Annotated in this window: 13 protein-coding genes; 4 read left to right on the top strand and 9 right to left on the bottom strand. The window is 36.9% G+C overall.

The window, feature by feature from the left end:
• Window positions 1-184 precede the first annotated feature (184 nt).
• Entirely contained in the window at window positions 185-1,066 is an 882-nt protein-coding gene (locus tag GQR55_RS17725) for a LysR family transcriptional regulator (protein WP_166421643.1), read from the bottom strand.
• Between the two features lie 115 nt (window positions 1,067-1,181).
• Between GQR55_RS17725 and GQR55_RS17720 the strand changes: the two genes are divergently transcribed.
• Window positions 1,182-1,907 (top strand): amino acid racemase, encoded by a 726-nt coding sequence (locus tag GQR55_RS17720; protein ID WP_166421642.1) that lies wholly within the window; start codon window positions 1,182-1,184, stop codon window positions 1,905-1,907.
• Between the two features lie 104 nt (window positions 1,908-2,011).
• On the opposite strand, the gene GQR55_RS17715 is transcribed toward GQR55_RS17720, so the two are convergent.
• Window positions 2,012-2,200, bottom strand: coding sequence for a hypothetical protein (locus GQR55_RS17715; protein WP_231616643.1), 189 nt, complete (start codon window positions 2,198-2,200; stop codon window positions 2,012-2,014).
• 97 nt (window positions 2,201-2,297) lie between these two features.
• Entirely contained in the window at window positions 2,298-3,536 is a 1,239-nt protein-coding gene (locus tag GQR55_RS17710; RefSeq protein ID WP_166421641.1) for an NADH:flavin oxidoreductase/NADH oxidase family protein, read from the bottom strand.
• 100 nt (window positions 3,537-3,636) lie between these two features.
• Here GQR55_RS17710 and GQR55_RS17705 point away from each other — a divergent pair, with 100 nt between their 5' ends.
• Entirely contained in the window at window positions 3,637-4,041 is a 405-nt protein-coding gene (locus GQR55_RS17705) for a MerR family transcriptional regulator (protein WP_166421640.1), read from the top strand.
• A 207-nt stretch (window positions 4,042-4,248) separates the two neighbouring features.
• On the opposite strand, the gene GQR55_RS17700 is transcribed toward GQR55_RS17705, so the two are convergent.
• The 5 genes from GQR55_RS17700 to GQR55_RS17680 all read right to left on the bottom strand — a co-directional run bounded on the left by GQR55_RS17700 (window position 4,249) and on the right by GQR55_RS17680 (window position 12,807).
• A complete protein-coding gene (locus GQR55_RS17700) occupies window positions 4,249-4,440 on the bottom strand; it encodes a DUF3185 family protein (RefSeq protein WP_007583678.1) in 192 nt (63 codons plus the stop codon).
• A gap of 61 nt (window positions 4,441-4,501) precedes the next feature.
• Window positions 4,502-5,968, bottom strand: coding sequence for a DNA recombination protein RmuC (gene rmuC / locus GQR55_RS17695; RefSeq protein WP_166421639.1), 1,467 nt, complete (start codon window positions 5,966-5,968; stop codon window positions 4,502-4,504).
• A gap of 1,069 nt (window positions 5,969-7,037) precedes the next feature.
• Window positions 7,038-10,184, bottom strand: a complete 3,147-nt coding sequence (locus GQR55_RS17690; protein WP_166421638.1) for a DEAD/DEAH box helicase — start codon at window positions 10,182-10,184, stop codon at window positions 7,038-7,040.
• Between the two features lie 406 nt (window positions 10,185-10,590).
• Complete coding sequence (locus GQR55_RS17685; protein ID WP_166421637.1) at window positions 10,591-11,553, bottom strand: transcriptional regulator; 963 nt, start codon at window positions 11,551-11,553, stop codon at window positions 10,591-10,593.
• 15 nt (window positions 11,554-11,568) lie between these two features.
• Window positions 11,569-12,807, bottom strand: a complete 1,239-nt coding sequence (locus tag GQR55_RS17680; protein WP_024597882.1) for an AAA family ATPase — start codon at window positions 12,805-12,807, stop codon at window positions 11,569-11,571.
• A gap of 773 nt (window positions 12,808-13,580) precedes the next feature.
• Between GQR55_RS17680 and GQR55_RS17675 the strand changes: the two genes are divergently transcribed.
• A complete protein-coding gene (locus GQR55_RS17675; RefSeq protein WP_024591590.1) occupies window positions 13,581-14,795 on the top strand; it encodes a hypothetical protein in 1,215 nt (404 codons plus the stop codon).
• Between the two features lie 69 nt (window positions 14,796-14,864).
• Here GQR55_RS17675 and GQR55_RS17670 read toward each other — a convergent pair whose 3' ends face one another.
• Window positions 14,865-15,740, bottom strand: coding sequence for a DNA replication terminus site-binding protein (locus GQR55_RS17670; RefSeq protein ID WP_166421636.1), 876 nt, complete (start codon window positions 15,738-15,740; stop codon window positions 14,865-14,867).
• 947 nt (window positions 15,741-16,687) lie between these two features.
• Here GQR55_RS17670 and GQR55_RS17665 point away from each other — a divergent pair.
• A complete protein-coding gene (locus GQR55_RS17665; RefSeq protein ID WP_166421635.1) occupies window positions 16,688-18,037 on the top strand; it encodes a 3-deoxy-7-phosphoheptulonate synthase class II in 1,350 nt (449 codons plus the stop codon).
• Window positions 18,038-18,151: the final 114 nt, after the last annotated feature.

Below are 18,151 nucleotides of genomic sequence, written 5' to 3'. Positions count from 1 at the left end.
GAGCGAACCCAAAAAGAGATAAAGAAAAAGGACGATTAAAATGCGGCCTGAATCCAATTCTCTCTTAATGTCTAACCTATGAAACCTGACTAATTAGCCCTACTTAATTTATTAAGTAGGGCTAATTTACTCTTTGTACAATTTACCGGCTAACTGTAATGGGGGTTTACAGTAATTTTTTGCGTTATACATTTAGCTCTTTTAATTTATTCCAGACGCTCTCGCCGCCAGGGTGAAGCGCAGCATGATACCGATACGCATAATATGTAATAGGCACGCAATGATGCTTTTGGCCAACCACAACTAAACTTTTCTCTTTTAGTTCTTTAGTAATTACGTAGTTTGGTAACCAAGCAATGCCGTTCCCCTCTAAAGCTTGTATTTTTAAAAGCTCTGTCATCGACGATACAAATACTTTTTTAAGTTTAGAGCCTGATATTATCGGCTCTAACTGCCTCCCCATATAAGAATCTAAACTGTAAGCTAAGTGAGGTACAAACACTTCACTTTCTAAATTGTATATTGCCTTACCGTTTGCATTGCATGCACTCACTGGCAATAACTCTGCACTGCCTATTTTTTGATGACTAAACGGAGGTAACTTTAATCGTTCGTTATCAAAAGCAATAAGTAAGTCACATGCGCCCTGCTCGAGCGTAGCAGTGGCTTTATCAACATCAATGGCTTCTATATTAAGGACTACTTTACGATCGCTTTCACTATGAAAGTTCGACAGCTTTAGCGCTAAAAACGTAGCTAATGAGTGCGCTGCAGCAACCTTTACCGAGTGAGTTTCTTCAGAGGAAAGTTCTTCTAACATACTCACTGAAGTATTCATTTGGTTTATTAGATTACGCGCTGTTATATGAAATATTTTACCGCTTGAGGTAAGTGTAATTGGTAAGTTTTCTCTGTCTATTAACTCTGCACCTACGGCTTCTTCTAACGCTTTAATTCGTCGGCTAAAAGCCGGTTGCGTTATATGCCTAAGCCTTGCGGCCTGCGAAAAGCTTTTTGTATTAGACAAGGCCAAAAAATCTTCTAACCATTTACTCTCTATATTCATAATACTCACTCAAGATATGCAATTTAAGCATGGGCTGTAAAATAATAGCATTATTCAAAACAAAAAAAACACGATAAATTCAACTCATACAGTAACAACCTCTCGGAATATAACAATGCTTAGAACACTTGGAGTATTGGGCGGAATGGGGCCATTAGCTACCGCCTCTTTTATGAATCAAGTAATTGCTTTATCACCGGCTAAAAGCGATCAGGAACATATACCTATGTTTATAAGGAATATCCCGCAAATTCCAGATCGCACGAAATTTTTAATGGGTATTGAAGATGAAAATCCATTTTTTGAGCTTAAAAAAGGTTTTAACGAACTTACTAGCCTAGGTGTAAGTTGCATTGTTATACCGTGTAATACTGCGCATTATTGGTATGATGCACTAACGCAAAATGCTGATGTACATACCATTAGTATTGTACAAAGTGTTATTAAGCGCGCTAAGGCAACGGGCAAACGTAAAGTAGGGATATTAGCGACCACAGCCACGCTCAATATGCGGATATATCAAACGGCATTTAGTGAGCACAATATTGAATTTATTGAACCAAACGAGCAGCAACAAGCATTAGTAATGCAAGGTATAACGGCGGTTAAGTCGGGGAATTTAGCCCTAGGTCGCACGCTTTTAAGCCAAAGTTATGAGCAAATGTTAGCTCAAGGTGCTGATGCGGTACTATTTGGTTGCACCGAAATTCCGCTTGTTCTAAACGAACAAGCCAGTAAGTTACCCGAGACATGCTTAGATACCATCGCTATTTTAGCGCAGGAGTGTGTTAACTGGGCGTACTCGTTAAAGCAAGCTGAGCAGCTACTTAGCGTTGCATAATACTAATTTAGCTATAAATAGTGTGCTTAGTCACTAGCACACTTTAGTAACCCGAACTCAGGATAATTAATCTCTTAATTTGAGTTCAGGTTTAGTAGCTAAGCTTACACTGGCGCGTTTTGCTCAATTAGATTTTTAGCTTTTAACTCACTCCAAAACGCATCAGGAATGGTTACCTTCATTGACGCAACATTAGCGTTAATTTGCTCGGCCGTTTTTATATCAATTCCGTGTTTTGATGCAATTTCGCTAATTGCGTTAAACTTTTGCTGCATAGGCCAATCATGGTGCATTTTTAAATACCCACTAACACAATATGAAATTGTATTACATTTTTTAAGTGTATAAATAGCCAAACAAAAAAATAAATTAGAAAGTAAAACCAAAAGCTTAATTTAGCTCATTTGCAAAACGTTTTCGGTAACGCTTTGTTAATTTAACCGAACGTAGTTGGTCGCTAATTAAAGTAAATATTGGTGAAGCATTTATTTTTATAGGCTTACCTTGGCCTACACGTCGTATTTGCCTTTTTACCAGTGCCATAGTGGCAAGCCCTGCGAGGGTTTTATCTTGCCAAGTAACACTAGGTAATACAGCTAACTGCAGTGGCTCATTTTGCCATTTGTTTACTAAATTAGGTTGATATGCAAGCGCTGTAGCAACGCCAACTAAGGCAACACCACTGTCAATCACAGTGTTAGCAATTGATAAGCGACTAATGCCGCCTGTGGTCATTATTGGGATTGATGAGCGTTGGCTAATAACTTTTGCAAACTCTAAAAAGTATGCTTCGCGGGCAAGCGTGCGCTCATCACTGGTTTTGCCTTGCATTGCAGGCGCTTCGTAACTGCCACCGGAAAGCTCTACAAAATCAACATTGAGTTCATTCAATAAATCCACTACAACTTGCGCGTCACTGGGCTCAAACCCACCGCGTTGAAAATCAGCAGAGTTTAATTTTACCGAAACCGAAAAGGTAGATGAGCAAGCTGCTTTAATACTGCGGGTTATTTCGAGCAGTAAACGGGTTCTATTTTGTAAATTGCCACCCCATTTATCGTCGCGCTTATTGGTAAGTGGCGATAAAAACTGAGCAAGTAAGTAGCCATGCGCTGCATGTATTTGTACGCCATTAAAACCGGCTTTTTCAGCTTGCTGCGCTGTTAGTGTAAAGCGGGTAATAACATCGTCAATATCAGTTTGCGTCATTGCCTTAGGTACGCCAAATAAATGCGAGTGCTTACCCATATTAAGTGCAACATTTGAAGCAGATAGGGCTTTTCCACCCATTTTTTTAAATACTTGCCTACCTGGGTGATTAATTTGCATCACCACTTTGCAATTATTTTGCTTTGATAAACGAGCAAGCTCAGCAAAGGCAGCAATATCGCTACTTTGCTCTAGCACAAGGCCGCCTGGGCCTGTCATCGCTAAATGATCGACCATTACATTGCCGGTAATAATTAGCCCGACGCCGCCTTTAGCCCATGCGCTATAAACATTTTTAAGTGGTTGGGAGGGCGTTTGATCCTCTTGTGCTAGATTTTCTTCCATAGCGGCTTTAGCAATACGGTTTTTTAATACCAAACCACTTGGTAATGTAAAAGAGGTAAATACAGGATTGCGCATAATTATTGGCTAATTAAATTGACATTAAAACAACTATAACCTTAAAGTTAGCTTGAAGGTCAACCTACTAAGTTTATGTAAAGTGGAGTTATTATTAGTTATGAAAATAGGCGAACTTGCAAAACTTACCAATATACCCGCCAGTACTATTCGCTTTTACGAAAGCAAAGGGTTACTAACACCAAACACTCGCAGTGCTAATGGTTATAGGCGATACACTCTACAAAGTTTAGAGAAACTACAGTTAATTAAGTTTTCACAGAGCTTGGGTTTTTCACTCAACGAAATACCTTTATTACGTAACGAAAACGGCGAGCTAAACCATACAGTAATAATTGAACGTTTAGAGCAAAAACAAAAAGAAGCTGACATTTTGATTGAGCAAATACAGAAAAAATCACAACGTATTGGCAGCTTAACTACGTTACTAAACTCTTATTGGGATAAAGGCGAATGCCTGCCAGAAGGCAAATTGAATGAATTACTAAAAGTGATAGATTACTAATAAATTAATACAGCTTATTCAGGGCGTGTTGATCTTTGGTGGGTGAATTTGCAGCAGTATGCTTGGTTTTTAGGCAAGGCAGAGCCTATGTAGTGTGGTTATTCCCCATAAATAGGCGATAACGCAGCATAAAGACCAAACATACGCTGCCCTTTGGGTTCAATCCACAAAGATCAACACGCCCTAGTAAGCTGTATTTTATTTATGTTACTTAAGCTTTTTAATACCAATTAACACACAGATAGCGCCGCCAATAATACCCGCCCATGCTTCTATTGGTGTATCACCACTAAATGCTCGGCTTAGCTGCGAAGCTGCTGCATCATATACGTCGTATCCCCACATAATTAAAGCGATACCTATAACGATTAAAACAATACCTATAATCTTATTATTCATAAACACCTCTAATCTCTAACGTACATTATTTAACATACTTGAATGAAAACACTTAACAAATTTAATCAAGCTCTAACTGCGCGCGTTCAACACTTTCATTAGGTAACTCTTTTTGTACCGATACACCAAGCTCTTTAAATTCTGATGCTTGTTTAATTAAATTACCTTTACCACGGTATAATTGCGAAAATGCTTTATCGTAGCTTTCTTTGGCTTTATCAAGCTGCTTACCAACACCTTCCATACTCAATAAAAAGCCATTGAGCTTGTTATAAAAGCGCTCAGCCCGATTTGCCAGCTCTTTTGAGTATTTAGTTTGCTCTTCAAAACGCCAAAGCTGTTTAACAATATTTAAACTAGTCAGCAGGGTAGTGGGTGTAGCTACCAGTATATTTTTTTCGATTGCTTGTTGGTAAATATCACTTTGGTATTTAAGTGCTTCAACAAAAGCTGATTCTATTGGTACAAACATAACCACAACTTCAGGTGAATTAAGCCCTGGTAAACGGTCGTACGATTTACTCGCGAGCTCATTAATACGCGCTGTAACAGCGTTCACATGCTCTTTAATTGCTTGATTAGCATCTAGCTCATTTTCGGCGTTAACGTAACGGGTATAAGCATTTAGCGATGTTTTAGCATCAATAACTAAGTGACGACCTTGTGGTAAATAAACAACTACATCAGGCCGCAAACGACCATCTTCAGTGTTAAACGACACTTCACGCTTATAATCAACACCGGCACGTAAGCCTGCGCTATCTAACACGTTTTCGAGCATAAGTTCGCCCCAATTACCTTGGGTTTTCTTTTGCCCTTGTAGCGCGTTACTGAGCTTGTCTGCTTGATCTGTTATAGCTTGGCTTTTAGCCTGTAAATGCAGTAATTCGGTTTTGAGCGCAGTACGTTGTTTTATATCTTCAACGTGTATTGACTCCATTTTTTCTCTAAAGCCTTTTAGCTCGCCCTGAACTGGTTTTAATAATTGCTCAATGCTTTCTTGATTTAAGGTTTTAAAGCTTTGTGATTTTTCTTCTAGTATTTTATTGGCTAGGTTTTCAAACTCTTTTTTGAGTGTATTTTTACTTTGCTCAATTTGCGCGAGTTGTTCGGTAAAGTTTTGCTGCTTTTGTTCAAGCGTAGTGCGCATATTATTATATTCAACATCGCGTTGATTATATTGCTCGCGAAGCGCTGCAAGCTCGCCTTCGGCTTTACGCCAAAAATGATTGTATTGAATACTTTGTTTTTCTTGTTCGCTAAAACGCGTTTTAAAATGCTGCGCTTCATCGCGCTGCTCTTGGTGAGTATGTTCTAGCAGTTCGTGATCTTCTTGCAAGGCGCTGTATTGCAGCTCTTTATTATCAAATTGATTTTGTAACAATGATAGTTGCTGTTGTTGTTCGCTTATTTGTAGATGTAGCTTTTTACGAAGCTGCGTTGATACAACACCATAAAATAGGGCGCCTAACGCAACACCAGTACCTGCGCTTAGCCAATCAATATTAGTGAGTACTTGAGTGAGCATAAAAATAAACTTATAAAATTTAGAGACATGCCATCATAACCAATAACAAGCAACAGAAGTAGGGGAGCAAAGAAATTACAGACATAAAAAAACCAGCTCAAAATAAGCTGGTCAAATATTACTAAATTAAGTAATCAAAGGGAAAATCAACATATGCCCGCGCAAGCTGCAACTTAAATACATTATCACCAAAATAAAAAAGATTATTGGGTGAAGCTATATAACAACAGGCACTACAGTAGACCGGGAAACGAAATAATTAATTCAAATTAACTTACGAAAGATCATTTATTTTTATTCGGGTTGATTTAAATAAACAAATTTTGGGCATAAAAAAAGCCAGTTCAAAATGAACTGGCTTAATCATTACTAAAATTAGTAATCAAATAGGGGGAAATCAACATAAAACCTGTATTAACTGCAATTAATCAACAAGCATAATAGTAGACGCCGCTCTTTAAATTAAGTTCATAAAAAGATCAAAACTTTTAAAATAAAAATTAAACGCTAAATTTTAGGCATAAAAAAAGCCAACTCAAAATGGGCTGGCTCAATCATTACTAAAATTAGTAACTAAATGGGGGGGAATCAACATGAAAACTTGTATTAACTGCAATTAATCAACAAGCATAATAGTAGACGCCACTTTTTGAATTAAGTTCATAAAAAGCTCAAAATTTATAAAATAAAAATTGAACACTAAATTTTAGGCATAAAAAAAGCCAACTCAAAATGGGCTGGCTCAATCATTACTAAAATTAGTAACTAAATGGGGGAATCAACATGAAAACTTGTATTAACTGCAATTAATCAACAAGCATAATAGTAGACGCCACTTTTTAAATTAAGTTCATAAAAAAATAAAAACTTTTAAAATAGAAATTAAATGCTAAATTTTAGGCATAAAAAAAGCCAACTCAAAATGGGCTGGCTTAATCATTACTAAAATTAGTAACTAAATGGGGAATCAACATGATGCTTGTGCTAACTGCAATTAACCAACAAGCATAATAGTAGACGTCCGCTTTTAAATTAAGTTCATAAAAATATGAAAACTTTTTAGAGCAATTTAATTTTTAATGAGCGACAACATTTGTTGCTCATCAAATTTAGTAAAGCTCATTGATTTATCGGTAAATAATGCATCTACAAGCGCTTGCTTATCTTGTTGCATTTTAAATACTTTTTGCTCTATTGAATTATTCATTACGAGCTTATAAACAAATACTGGGTTAGTTTGGCCAATACGGTAAGCTCTATCTGTCGCTTGCTTTTCTACGGCAGGGTTCCACCATGGATCAAAGTGAATAACGGTATCGGCTTGTGTTAAATTAAGGCCTGTACCACCGGCTTTTAAGCTAATTAAAAATACCGATGTTTTACCACTGGTAAACTCGTCGATTACTTTATCTCGGTGGCGCGTTTGGCCTGTAAGCATACTAAAGTTAATATTTATTTCTTCAAGGCGTTGGGCTATTAAGTCGAGCGCCGATGTAAACTGACTAAATATAATGATTTTACGACCAAGACTTAACATAAGTGGTAAGTGTGTTGTTAACCATTCGAGCTTAGCAGAGCCTGCCTGAGTGTCTGGATCTATTAATTTAGGGTGGCAACAAATTTGCCTTAACTTTAAAAGCGCCTCTAAAAATGCAAGTTTACTTTTTTGTGCACCTTGCTCAGCAAATAAGTCGATTAGCTTTTCTTCTAATGAACGTGTAATGCCTTGATACATTTCTTTTTGCTTAGGTTCAAACTCAAATTCTTTAGTTAGCTCTGTTTTTTCAGGAAGCTCTTGCGCTACTTGTGCTTTAGTTCGGCGCATTATAAAAGGCATAATTAACGCTTTTAGCTGCTCAGCTCTTTCCATATCAGCTTCACGCTCAATAGGCGTTTGAAAATGCTGCTTAAAGTGCGCTTGAGAACCAAGTAAAGATGGCATGGCAAAATCGAGTAACGATTTAAGCTCAAATAAATTATTCTCGATTGGAGTACCACTTAAACAAAGTTTAAAGTCGGCATTTAAGCGTTTAACTAATCGCGACACCTGTGCGGTATCGTTTTTAATATATTGGGCTTCATCGAGAATTATATTTTCAAAATATAATGGCGAGTAATAAGCAATATCACGTTTTAACAACGGGTATGTAGTAAGTATGCATTGGGCTTGTGCTAAGTGTTGTAGAGGTTCGTTACGGTTTGATCCAAAAATAGTGGTCACTTTTAAACTTTTAGCAAACTTAGTAATTTCGTTTTGCCAATTACTCACCAAGCTAGTTGGACATACAATTAGTGTAGGGCCTGCTTGCGGACGATTAAACGTACTCGCTAAAAACGCAATAACTTGCAGTGTTTTCCCCAGCCCCATGTCATCAGCTAAAATACCACCTAATTGATGACGCTTTAAAAAACTAAGCCAGTCAACACCTTGCTGTTGGTATTCACGAAGCGTTACCGATTCATTCAAGCCATGTAATGAAACCTTTGGCATTGGTGTATCAGTATTGTTTAGCTCTTGTAAGTATCGTTCAAGCGAGTCGTCATGTAACTCTACATTTATGGCTGTATGCTTTACAAGCTCTGGTAAATACGAAAGCGGAATATTAAATTCGTCCCGTGTTTTTACAAACTCAAAACGCTCTTTAAATTCATCTAATAAGTTTATGGCAGACTTATTAATAACTCCAAATTCACGACCAAGCGGGTAGTAGTAAAACAACTCACTTTGTCGGTTTAACGACTGATATAGCGGTTCTGCATTAGTAAATAAAAGCGCTGCTTTTGCATCGCATAGCAGTACTTTACAGTGCATTTGATGCCCTGCAGCGCGGTGTACATGTAAACTCACTTCACACTGCGGATTAGGACTCGTTACTTTACTTACACTTACCTGCCAACCACGTTGTTTAAAACCAGGAAATACTTCGTATATAAGCCAATGTAAATGGATAGGAGATTGCTTTGTAAATACAAGTTCACTTTGTAAACCCCCTTTACAAAATTCAAATCCTAGATTTATTAGCTCATTGGTTACTGTATTTTCAAAAGCACTATTAATAGTGCTTGCAGGTGCAGAACCCGCTAAATAATTTTTATTTTTATACTTAAATAATAACGAAAGTGATAAACCTTGATCGCCCATCGTTACTTTTAAAACAGCATTACTAGAGATTTTAGGTAACGTTGGCTGCAAGTTAGTAGGATGAGGTATTACACCTGCGCCAAAATTATCGGCAAGTTGTTTGTAAATACGATCAAAATTAGCATCGTGCAAAGCAGGCATAGTTTGTAAATGGGCTATTTCTTCTGCACTTAATGGTGTGCGAAGACGACCCGCTTTTAAGTGATCTAAATCGAGGTAAGTAGGTGGTGTTGTTTTTAATAAAGCCCAGTTTTGGGTTTGCTCAAGCTTAATAACTAATTGGGAAAGATCTTTATCTTGCTCCCAACTAAAACTTAATGCTTGGCCCGATTGTGCTTTAATTGGCACTCGAGAACGCTGGAAAAAAAGGCGTTCTGTAGCGATTAGTTGTTGCAGGGCACTAAAGCCCCATTGACCTTTTAGCTCAATACTTCCCACTGCATTTTGTGAGCGTATCCAACTAAATAATCTAAAGTCACTTTCGAGTAAGTCACTCGGCGTTACAAAACTATTTAACTGCTGCTCAGTTAGGTTTCGGCCTAACGTATAATTCTTTTTAGTCTCAACATTCGCTATTTTAGGCGTTAAAAATACTTTGTTATTTTCAATATCTAATACAAACAATAACACTTGCGAGGGTGTAGTTTGCTCACCACTTTTAAGTGTGCTTAATTCACTAAACCAATCATTAATAAAGTAATCTTCGCCGTACTCACCAGAATGCTCAATTTTAAGTTTAAATAAAATAGCGGCTAAGTGACGACATTTAGTTTTTGCATTACATGTACAGTGCGTATCAACAGAATAACCAGTTGGTACTTTACTGATCTCAATACGTTGGTTAAACGATGATCCGTTATCCACTTGAACAGTAGAATCTACAACAGAAAAGTTAGGCGTATGCTCTAACCAAGTGATCTGGCCTTTTTTATAATATTCTTTTCCTTTATCTAGGACATTTTCACGGAAAAGTTTTTTAATAAAGCGTTCAGACAGAGGAAACTGGGTAGCCTGCTCATTTTTAATTTCTTCAAAAATAGCCATTAAATCATTTTTTGATAAGTTAGCAGACATGTCACTCTAAGCATTAAATTTTAAAAATAATTCTGCCAGTATATGCCTTATGTGCTCTGAGCTAAAGCACTATTAACAAGTTATAAACTGGTTGGAGCTGATAGCTTAGTAAAAAATCGGTTTATAGGTAAAAATCCGTATAAAATTTCGCAAGATATTAGACCCTACATACACATGCAAAGAATAATCTAGGTATTACAGATCACGATTTTACTAACAATAATAATAAATCGAGAAAATGCTGCCAAGAAGAGGGGATTAGTTAGTAAAAAAGTGATCTTGAAGAGATAAAATGCTTGTTTGAAGAGGAATAACGCTAATAAAGATCAGATTTTTACTAACAAAACAATCTGTCAGATCACTATTTAACTAAGTAAACAAGCCTGACAGATCATTATTTAACTAACTAATTAAAAGCACTTAATAACTTAGTTAATTGCTCTAAGCGTTTGTCTGTCATCACTTTATTATCAATTTTGATAGACACATCGCCGCTTTTTAAATTACGTTGTACCGATATAAATTTATTTTCGAGTACGGCTTCACGTTTAACGGCTGCTTGTGGCTCAGATGTTAAGCATTTAGTAATTGCCATTGCACGCTTGTCGTCGCTTGTAATCGCATTTAGCTCTTCATCGCTAGCTAGGTCTAAAACGAGTTGATTAAACGCCTCTTGGTCGCGCTCCTTTGCGCTAACAAGCTTTTTAGCTACTTCACGACCTACGTGGTTCGCAGTAGGGTAAAGCGCAATAACATCAGCAGGTATTTGCTCGTACGCCTTGATGGCATCTGCAATTGCAGTGTGCGATACACCTTCAATGGCGGCTATTTCTCTGTAAGATCCTTTTTTACCTTGTTCAATCAACTCGTTTTTTGTTTGTTGGTAAGCTTGTCCTAGCTCCCATAAGCTCGGAGCAATGTACTGATCTGAAGATACCGCTAAAATTTTAGCATCTTGCTCAGTAAAGTCGCTTGAACTAAGTACTAAATAATCTGCGTTACCTAAAATACACGCCATACGACGGCGAGAGCCCGCTAAAACTAAGCTCGTTTCACCTTGATCCCAAAGTAGAGCAGGATGCTGATTACGGCCGTCATCACGAATAGCAGGAAGAATATCTGATACTGACTTTTCGTTTAGCAGTGACTGTACACGGCGGTTTTTACCATATACACCTGTAGTAGATTCAATATCAGCGTGTGAGATCACTTTACAAACAAGCGTTATCTGGCGCTCAGGATCGCTCGGTGCCGGCATTCTAATTACATCGCCAGCATTGGCCTGTTCTAATAATGCGTCAAGGCTACTGCTACCTACAGCGGTTGCAAAAGGATCTAAGCGGGTGTCATTTTTACGTTTTTTAGCCATTTTTGTTTAACATCCTTACTTAGGGGAATTGAGTGTTGACTGAGTTGACTGCCAATTTGAACGAATAAGCATTTCTAGCTCATCGACCACATCTTTAATATTTTCTTGGGCGCGCATTAACGATTCTCGACTTGCTAAACTGTCTGACGCTTTTTGATCAAAAATAGTGTTAAAAGATGATGAACTTGCTGTGATTGCTGAGCTGTGATTAATTGGGTAACTCATAACTTGGCGCCCAAATGCGCTTCGAACATCTTTAACGATATCGCGTTGTGAGTGATTACCTTTCACATAGTTAGTAACTAAAAACTGCATAAAGTCCCAACCTTCGTGGCCTAATGCCGCTACAGTATGGTAAATCTCACCTAATCGTTTTAAGTATTTATTGTTAGCATCAAAATCTACAGCTTCTGGGTGAACAGGGATTAACATAGCAGTAGATGCCATTAATGCATTATAAAACATAAAGTTAAGAGTAGGTGCTGTATCAATTAAGATAATATCAAATTCATCTTTAACAGGGTCAATGACTTTTTCTAGCAATTTATGATAATGACGAGTTTGCTCATAATTTGAGGTATCTTTAAGCAATGTTGCTGTTTCGTGCTCAAAGTAAAAATCATCCATACCTGAAGGCAGAACACGGATATTTGGAATATGCGTTGGTAAAAATGAATTAGATACAAATTCAGGCCATGTTTCGCCCTCATCTAAATCTATACAATCACGCATTAAATCACCAACAGTAATTGGATCGTGTTCACTTGAAGGAAAAAAGCTTGAAGAAGAACCTTGAGGATCTAAATCTATAATACCAATGCGATAGCGCTTAATATTTGTTGTTGCGAGCGCTGCTGCAATATTAACCATACTGGTTGTTTTACCACAGCCGCCTTTGAGAGAATTAATAACAATAACTTGCAGCTTGTCATCACCCGTACGATGATCTGGTTTAATATCCATAATATCGGCCATGGCAAAAATGTTTACTAACGTGTAAGCATAATGACCATTAGCACCGCGTTTAATGTTTAAATCATCAAAGTCGCCATTGTCATGACGTCTTTTTAAAGTACGATTATTACAACCTAATAAATCGGCCGCTGCTTTTTGCGTATAGGTTCTTAATTCTTTTTCTTCTGATTTAAGATGAGCACGATAGTGCTGAATACGACCTTCTAATGATTTTTCAGCTACTTCGGCAGTTGCTTTTAAAAGCCGGTAGGTACTTAACGCGTTATTATTGATAGACATACTTTCTTCCTCAAAGTTAGGGAGTTAGTATAATGTCCATTCAATTTGCTGTAAACAACTATTTAAGACGACATGCATTTTAAAAAGAAGACATTCAAAAATACTTTTACACCGTTAATATTGCTTAGTATAAATAAAGAAGTTTAAAGGTGGTTAAATATATAAGGTAGTAAAGGTTAAGGGCTTTAAATTGGCATATAACATAATGATTTATATAAACAATGTTTAAAAAAGCAGATCAGCTTTATACTTGGTTAAGATCAGATCTTTATCTACCTGCAGATCAGCTTTTTACTAAGACCTATTTTTAAAATAGAGTTATGCACAGGTTGCGCATTAAGTTATGAACAAAAAGAGCCTCTTAGATCAGTTTTTTACTAAGTAAATTAGAAAGTTATGCACTAGTGTCATCCTCAAAAGCGACGTTTAATTAGTATAGATCTGATCTGTACTTGGTACAGATCAGATCTATGCTAACTCGATAAGGCTTTATCCACAGGGGGATTTATTTTTACACGAATTTGTCGTGCTAAATTTTAAAATAAAGCGATTGTAATGGACAAAATAACAGCTGAGTTAGTAAAAAAGAGATTTGTAATAGCTCAGTTAGTATAATTATGATCTGAAATAAGAAGTTATAGACTCCACTTAGTATAATAGTGATCTAAGCCTTTTATTTAAAGTCAGATCACTTTTATACTAACTTAAACATTTAACTTTTGCTGCTTAATGTGTTGTTATGAGCTGTCGCAATAAAAATGGAAATAAGAACAATGAGCCGAAAGGTCAACATCTCGGTAGATAACTTGCCCGATACACTTAGGGGCCAAATCCACGGGGTGGAAAGTGCAATCGATAACGAAAGTTTAGCACTATTTACAGACAACAAAGACGTGCGAATTTCTATTGAAAATGCAGCTCATGGATTACGTGCATATTCAAACACGTTTAATCATTATGATTTGTGGGGACGTTTTGTTCGTTCTGGCTATAAAAAATTGCCACTTGAAGAAGCACCTAAAAAAACAATTATCACGCGTAAAATATCTGAAAAAGTAGATGGTATTTTATACGATGGCGAAATAAAAATAACTCCCGCTGTTGTAAGCACGCGTAAAGATGGCGAAGACGTCGAATATCTTGTTTGGCCATCAGACAGGGAAGAAAAAGTAGAACGTGCACTTATTCGTTTAGCGTCTAAAGGCAAAATAGTTAAAATTAATTTTAAGTCCGGTATTCAATACGCGGTTGTTTTTTCTATGAACGAATTAGCGCAAGAACTTAAAGCAGTAGGGCAATCTATGCCATATCCTGCAATTAAAGAATCTCTTGAAGCATTGCAAGGTTCTAAACTTTCGTTTAAATATTCTGCAACAGATACTAAAAATTCTGATATAGATGATTCGTTTTACGAGTCAAATATGAACTTTTTATCGTCACTTCATTTTAGCGGCAAGAAGGGTCAGGGGGGCAATGTAAAATGTGTCGCCTGTTTAAATGCATTTGTTCATAACATGATTGATAACCTTGAATACAAAGGTTATTACTTTAATAGTGCTCAAGAATTAAAACGTGGATTATCGCGTTGGATGATGCTTCGTTTGTATCACCTTTGGCGTTATGCAGCGCCAGGTAAAACGTATCATTTTAGATTACTGTCTATCATGGAAAAATATGGTTCTATTTATTCAACGGATGATATTACCGAAAATAAATTAAAAGCCCTGCGTCGTGATATGACCACTACTATGAAAGACTTGATTGAAAAAGGCGCAATATCAGAATACAGCATTACTAACGTAAAAGATGATAAAACAGGCAATATTATTGATTACACTTACGAAATGCATCCATCTGATCAGTTTTGTGATGAAATACTCACACTCAACAAACACAATAAACGCATTGAAATTCAGGGTGGTAAACGAATTGTTGAAAATGCAGTGCTGATTGATGAAGATAAAATTGAAGAGATAGTAGAAAAGTAATAAACATTATTTAAATACTTAAACACATTACCAAAAGGGCCACATATTGTGGCCTTTTTAACATAATCACTATCTGTCTACCTGCTCTAAATATAGCCTATCAACTAAAAAATCGTACTCGCGTTTACGCGGGTGAGCTTCGGGTTTTTGATAATCAGGTAATATGCCTAGTTTTACGTCTGGTTCTGGATTAATCAAAATAAAGGGCAATGCAGCACTAACATGATAGCGGTTTTGTGCAGTATATCTCACATTAACTTGTGGGCTTACGCGAGTAGGGCGACGAATTCTTAGTTTTTCCTTTTCACCTAAGCTAGCAACCCTTAATTGTTCTTGAGCTACAAGTGATTGCCATTTTTGTTGATCAATCATTCTTGGATTTCGATAACCGGCCGATTTATCGAGCATCTCGAGAGCCATTTTTTTTGTCAGCGTTTTTGTTGCGTGCTTGTGCATCCAAGTAAATCTAACCGAAAATGGAGAGTCGCTTTCACAATGAATTTTGCGATACGCAGTAAGTGTAATTAAATTAGGCATCGCATTATGAACCGCTTCAAAACGAGCATCGTTATTATCTATTGCAACTATGCATGCTTTAAAATCTGCTTTCGCTTTATTTACTTGAGCAATTCGATTGTTTAATGCTTCCTTATTGGCATTTTTTATAACCAACAAACCGGGGTGGCGCTTTAATACGCGGCTACTTAACCCTTCTTTTTTATAAATATCGGTAAATGAATTAAGAATAGCTCTATGTGCTAAGTCTCCAGATATTTTTTTGGTGATAATTGACTCAGGAACAATATTCTCATCAAGACTACTAATATCAGGAAGTTGATAGTATTCAGCTTTTGAATAGTCACATTCTTTAAGCTCTTCAACTAACCTCACCGTTAATTCATTCATTAAATCAAACTGACTTCTAATTTGAACTTTACTTACCATAACCCACCAAGAACACATCTTACTTAAAATGATTATCGCATATTTCTTAGCTATTTGATTATTATTTATTACATCTCACTCAGAGCTAAGTGTGTATCTGATTATATATAAGTATGATGTGTTCTTTGCATTTCCTTTTAATAAAGTTATGCAATTACTGTATAAGTAATAAATGATCTTGAGCTAATGGGAAAATAAATAAGCCTAGAATGAAAGAGAGGCGGTAACAATTAAAAGCATAGTACGTTATATCTAAATTTAAGCTCTTAACACGATTGTATAAAAGCTCAAAAAATGAGAACTTGTGAATTATAGACTTCGTGAAATAATAGGGCGTATTCGATGACATGCAGGCAGGAGCAAAGCTAAGAACATTGTAGGGAAGTGGATGAAGCCACAAACTAACAAAACATGTACAGCACCGCTATTAAGCCAGACTGTGAAAACGAAACACTTTGATCGCCCTTTAATATTTGTTTGAGTAGTAGAGCAGCATTGATAAGGCCCTACGCATAAGCAATAGCCTACCTTAAACAAACTTACTTCATTATTATATAAAGCCAGGCAATATCCCTTAACACACAATTTAACAACAACCTACTTGATAGCTATAAAAGTTTATTTGCCCTGTAAAGCTAAGATTACAATAGATTGATTTTAAGTATGATGTGTTCTCATTTAAACTGTTCATTACGGTTACTATGCTATGTTCTATCTCCAAGTAGTTAAAATACAACCAATTGTATTTTAACTTACTGTTTTATAATGTTTTTAAATCACTTAAAAACAAACTTATCAAGTCTCAGTAATTCAATATTTGCCTATAAATCTCATAAATACTTACCTCATAACTAAATAATTAGTAAATAGTGAATTTAGTCCTTGAACATAGGGGCCTGCATACGGTAATTTCTTCTTATCAGGTAATGTAGGAATGAGGAAAGAACATGCAATCGTGGAACCCAAATAGCTGGAGAGAGCTGCCAATACAGCAGCAGCCAAAGTACCCAGATCAAGAAATACTTAAATCAGTTGAAGGCCAATTAAAGACGGCTCCGCCTTTGGTTTTTGCTGAAGAAACAAGAAGTTTATTTAAACAACTTGAAGACGTGTGCGAAGGTCGTGCATTTTTACTTCAAGGTGGTGACTGTGCAGAATCATTTAGTGACTTTAATGCCGCTAACATTCGCGATACGTTCAAAACAATCTTACAGATGGCTGTTGTATTAACTTACGGCGGTAAATGCCCTGTAGTTAAAATTGCACGTATGGCTGGTCAATATGCTAAACCACGTTCAGCAGACTTAGAAACAATTAATGGTGTGTCTTTACCATCTTACCGTGGCGACATCATTAATAATATTGAGTTTACAGAAGAAGCGCGTATCCCAGATCCACAACGTTTAATGACTGCATATCACCATAGTGCGGCAACGTTAAACTTATTACGTGCATTTGCACAAGGTGGCCTTGCCGATCTTCACCAGGTTAACCGTTGGAACATGGGCTTTGTAGCTGCAAACCCACTTAAAGAAAAATACCAACAACTTGCAGACAAAATTCAAGACGCACTCGAGTTCATGGAAGTGTGCGGAATTAACTCTACAATTGCGCCAAGCTTAAAAGAAACCGATTTATACACTTCTCACGAAGCATTACTACTTGGTTACGAAGAAGCGCTTACTCGTCGCGACCACCTATCAGGTGACTGGTACGATTGTTCTGCTCATTTTGTTTGGATTGGTGAGCGAACTCGTCAACTTGACCATGCACATATTGAGTTTTTCAAAGGTATTAAAAACCCAATTGGTGTTAAAGTTGGCCCAGGTATGGAACCTGATGACCTAATTCGTTTAATTGATGCATTAAACCCAGATAACATCCCTGGTCGCTTAACGCTAATTACACGTATGGGTGCAGACGTACTACCAGAAAAACTTCCAGCCCTAGTAAGAAGAGTTCAGCAAGAAGGTCGTAAAGTAATTTGGAGCTCTGATCCAATGCACGGCAATACTGAAAAAGCGACGTCAGGATACAAAACACGTAACTTCGACAATATCATGCGCGAAATCAGTCAATTCTTCGCTGTTCATAAAGCTGAAGGTTCATACGCAGGTGGTGTTCACCTAGAAATGACAGGCCAGCACGTTACAGAGTGTACTGGCGGTGCTTACGGTTTATCAGATGACGACTTAGCACAGCGTTACAAAACGCAGTGTGACCCACGTCTTAATGCCGACCAAGTATTAGAGTTAGGCTTTTTAGTTGCTGATTTACTAAAAGACGCACGTAAATAATATTTGTTAATACTAAAAAAACCGCTTAATTGCTAACACCATTCAGTTAAGCATGTTTTGACTTAATGGTGTACCGAGTTTTTGAAATTCGAACGGTCCTACTTTTGGGCCGTT

Origin of the sequence: Pseudoalteromonas sp. Z1A8, from assembly GCF_011378855.1 — a bacterium.
In the GTDB taxonomy this organism is placed as follows: domain Bacteria; phylum Pseudomonadota; class Gammaproteobacteria; order Enterobacterales; family Alteromonadaceae; genus Pseudoalteromonas.
This window is presented reverse-complemented; position numbering and strand designations above follow the sequence as displayed.

Coding starts and splice junctions, on each gene's coding strand:
- GQR55_RS17725 (WP_166421643.1), bottom strand. CDS start 1,066: ATGAATATAGAGAGTAAATGGTTAGAAGATTTTTTGGCCTTGTCTAAT.
- GQR55_RS17720 (WP_166421642.1), top strand. CDS start 1,182: ATGCTTAGAACACTTGGAGTATTGGGCGGAATGGGGCCATTAGCTACC.
- GQR55_RS17715 (WP_231616643.1), bottom strand. CDS start 2,200: ATGCACCATGATTGGCCTATGCAGCAAAAGTTTAACGCAATTAGCGAA.
- GQR55_RS17710 (WP_166421641.1), bottom strand. CDS start 3,536: ATGCGCAATCCTGTATTTACCTCTTTTACATTACCAAGTGGTTTGGTA.
- GQR55_RS17705 (WP_166421640.1), top strand. CDS start 3,637: ATGAAAATAGGCGAACTTGCAAAACTTACCAATATACCCGCCAGTACT.
- GQR55_RS17700 (WP_007583678.1), bottom strand. CDS start 4,440: ATGAATAATAAGATTATAGGTATTGTTTTAATCGTTATAGGTATCGCT.
- rmuC (WP_166421639.1), bottom strand. CDS start 5,968: ATGCTCACTCAAGTACTCACTAATATTGATTGGCTAAGCGCAGGTACT.
- GQR55_RS17690 (WP_166421638.1), bottom strand. CDS start 10,184: ATGTCTGCTAACTTATCAAAAAATGATTTAATGGCTATTTTTGAAGAA.
- GQR55_RS17685 (WP_166421637.1), bottom strand. CDS start 11,553: ATGGCTAAAAAACGTAAAAATGACACCCGCTTAGATCCTTTTGCAACC.
- GQR55_RS17680 (WP_024597882.1), bottom strand. CDS start 12,807: ATGTCTATCAATAATAACGCGTTAAGTACCTACCGGCTTTTAAAAGCA.
- GQR55_RS17675 (WP_024591590.1), top strand. CDS start 13,581: ATGAGCCGAAAGGTCAACATCTCGGTAGATAACTTGCCCGATACACTT.
- GQR55_RS17670 (WP_166421636.1), bottom strand. CDS start 15,740: ATGGTAAGTAAAGTTCAAATTAGAAGTCAGTTTGATTTAATGAATGAA.
- GQR55_RS17665 (WP_166421635.1), top strand. CDS start 16,688: ATGCAATCGTGGAACCCAAATAGCTGGAGAGAGCTGCCAATACAGCAG.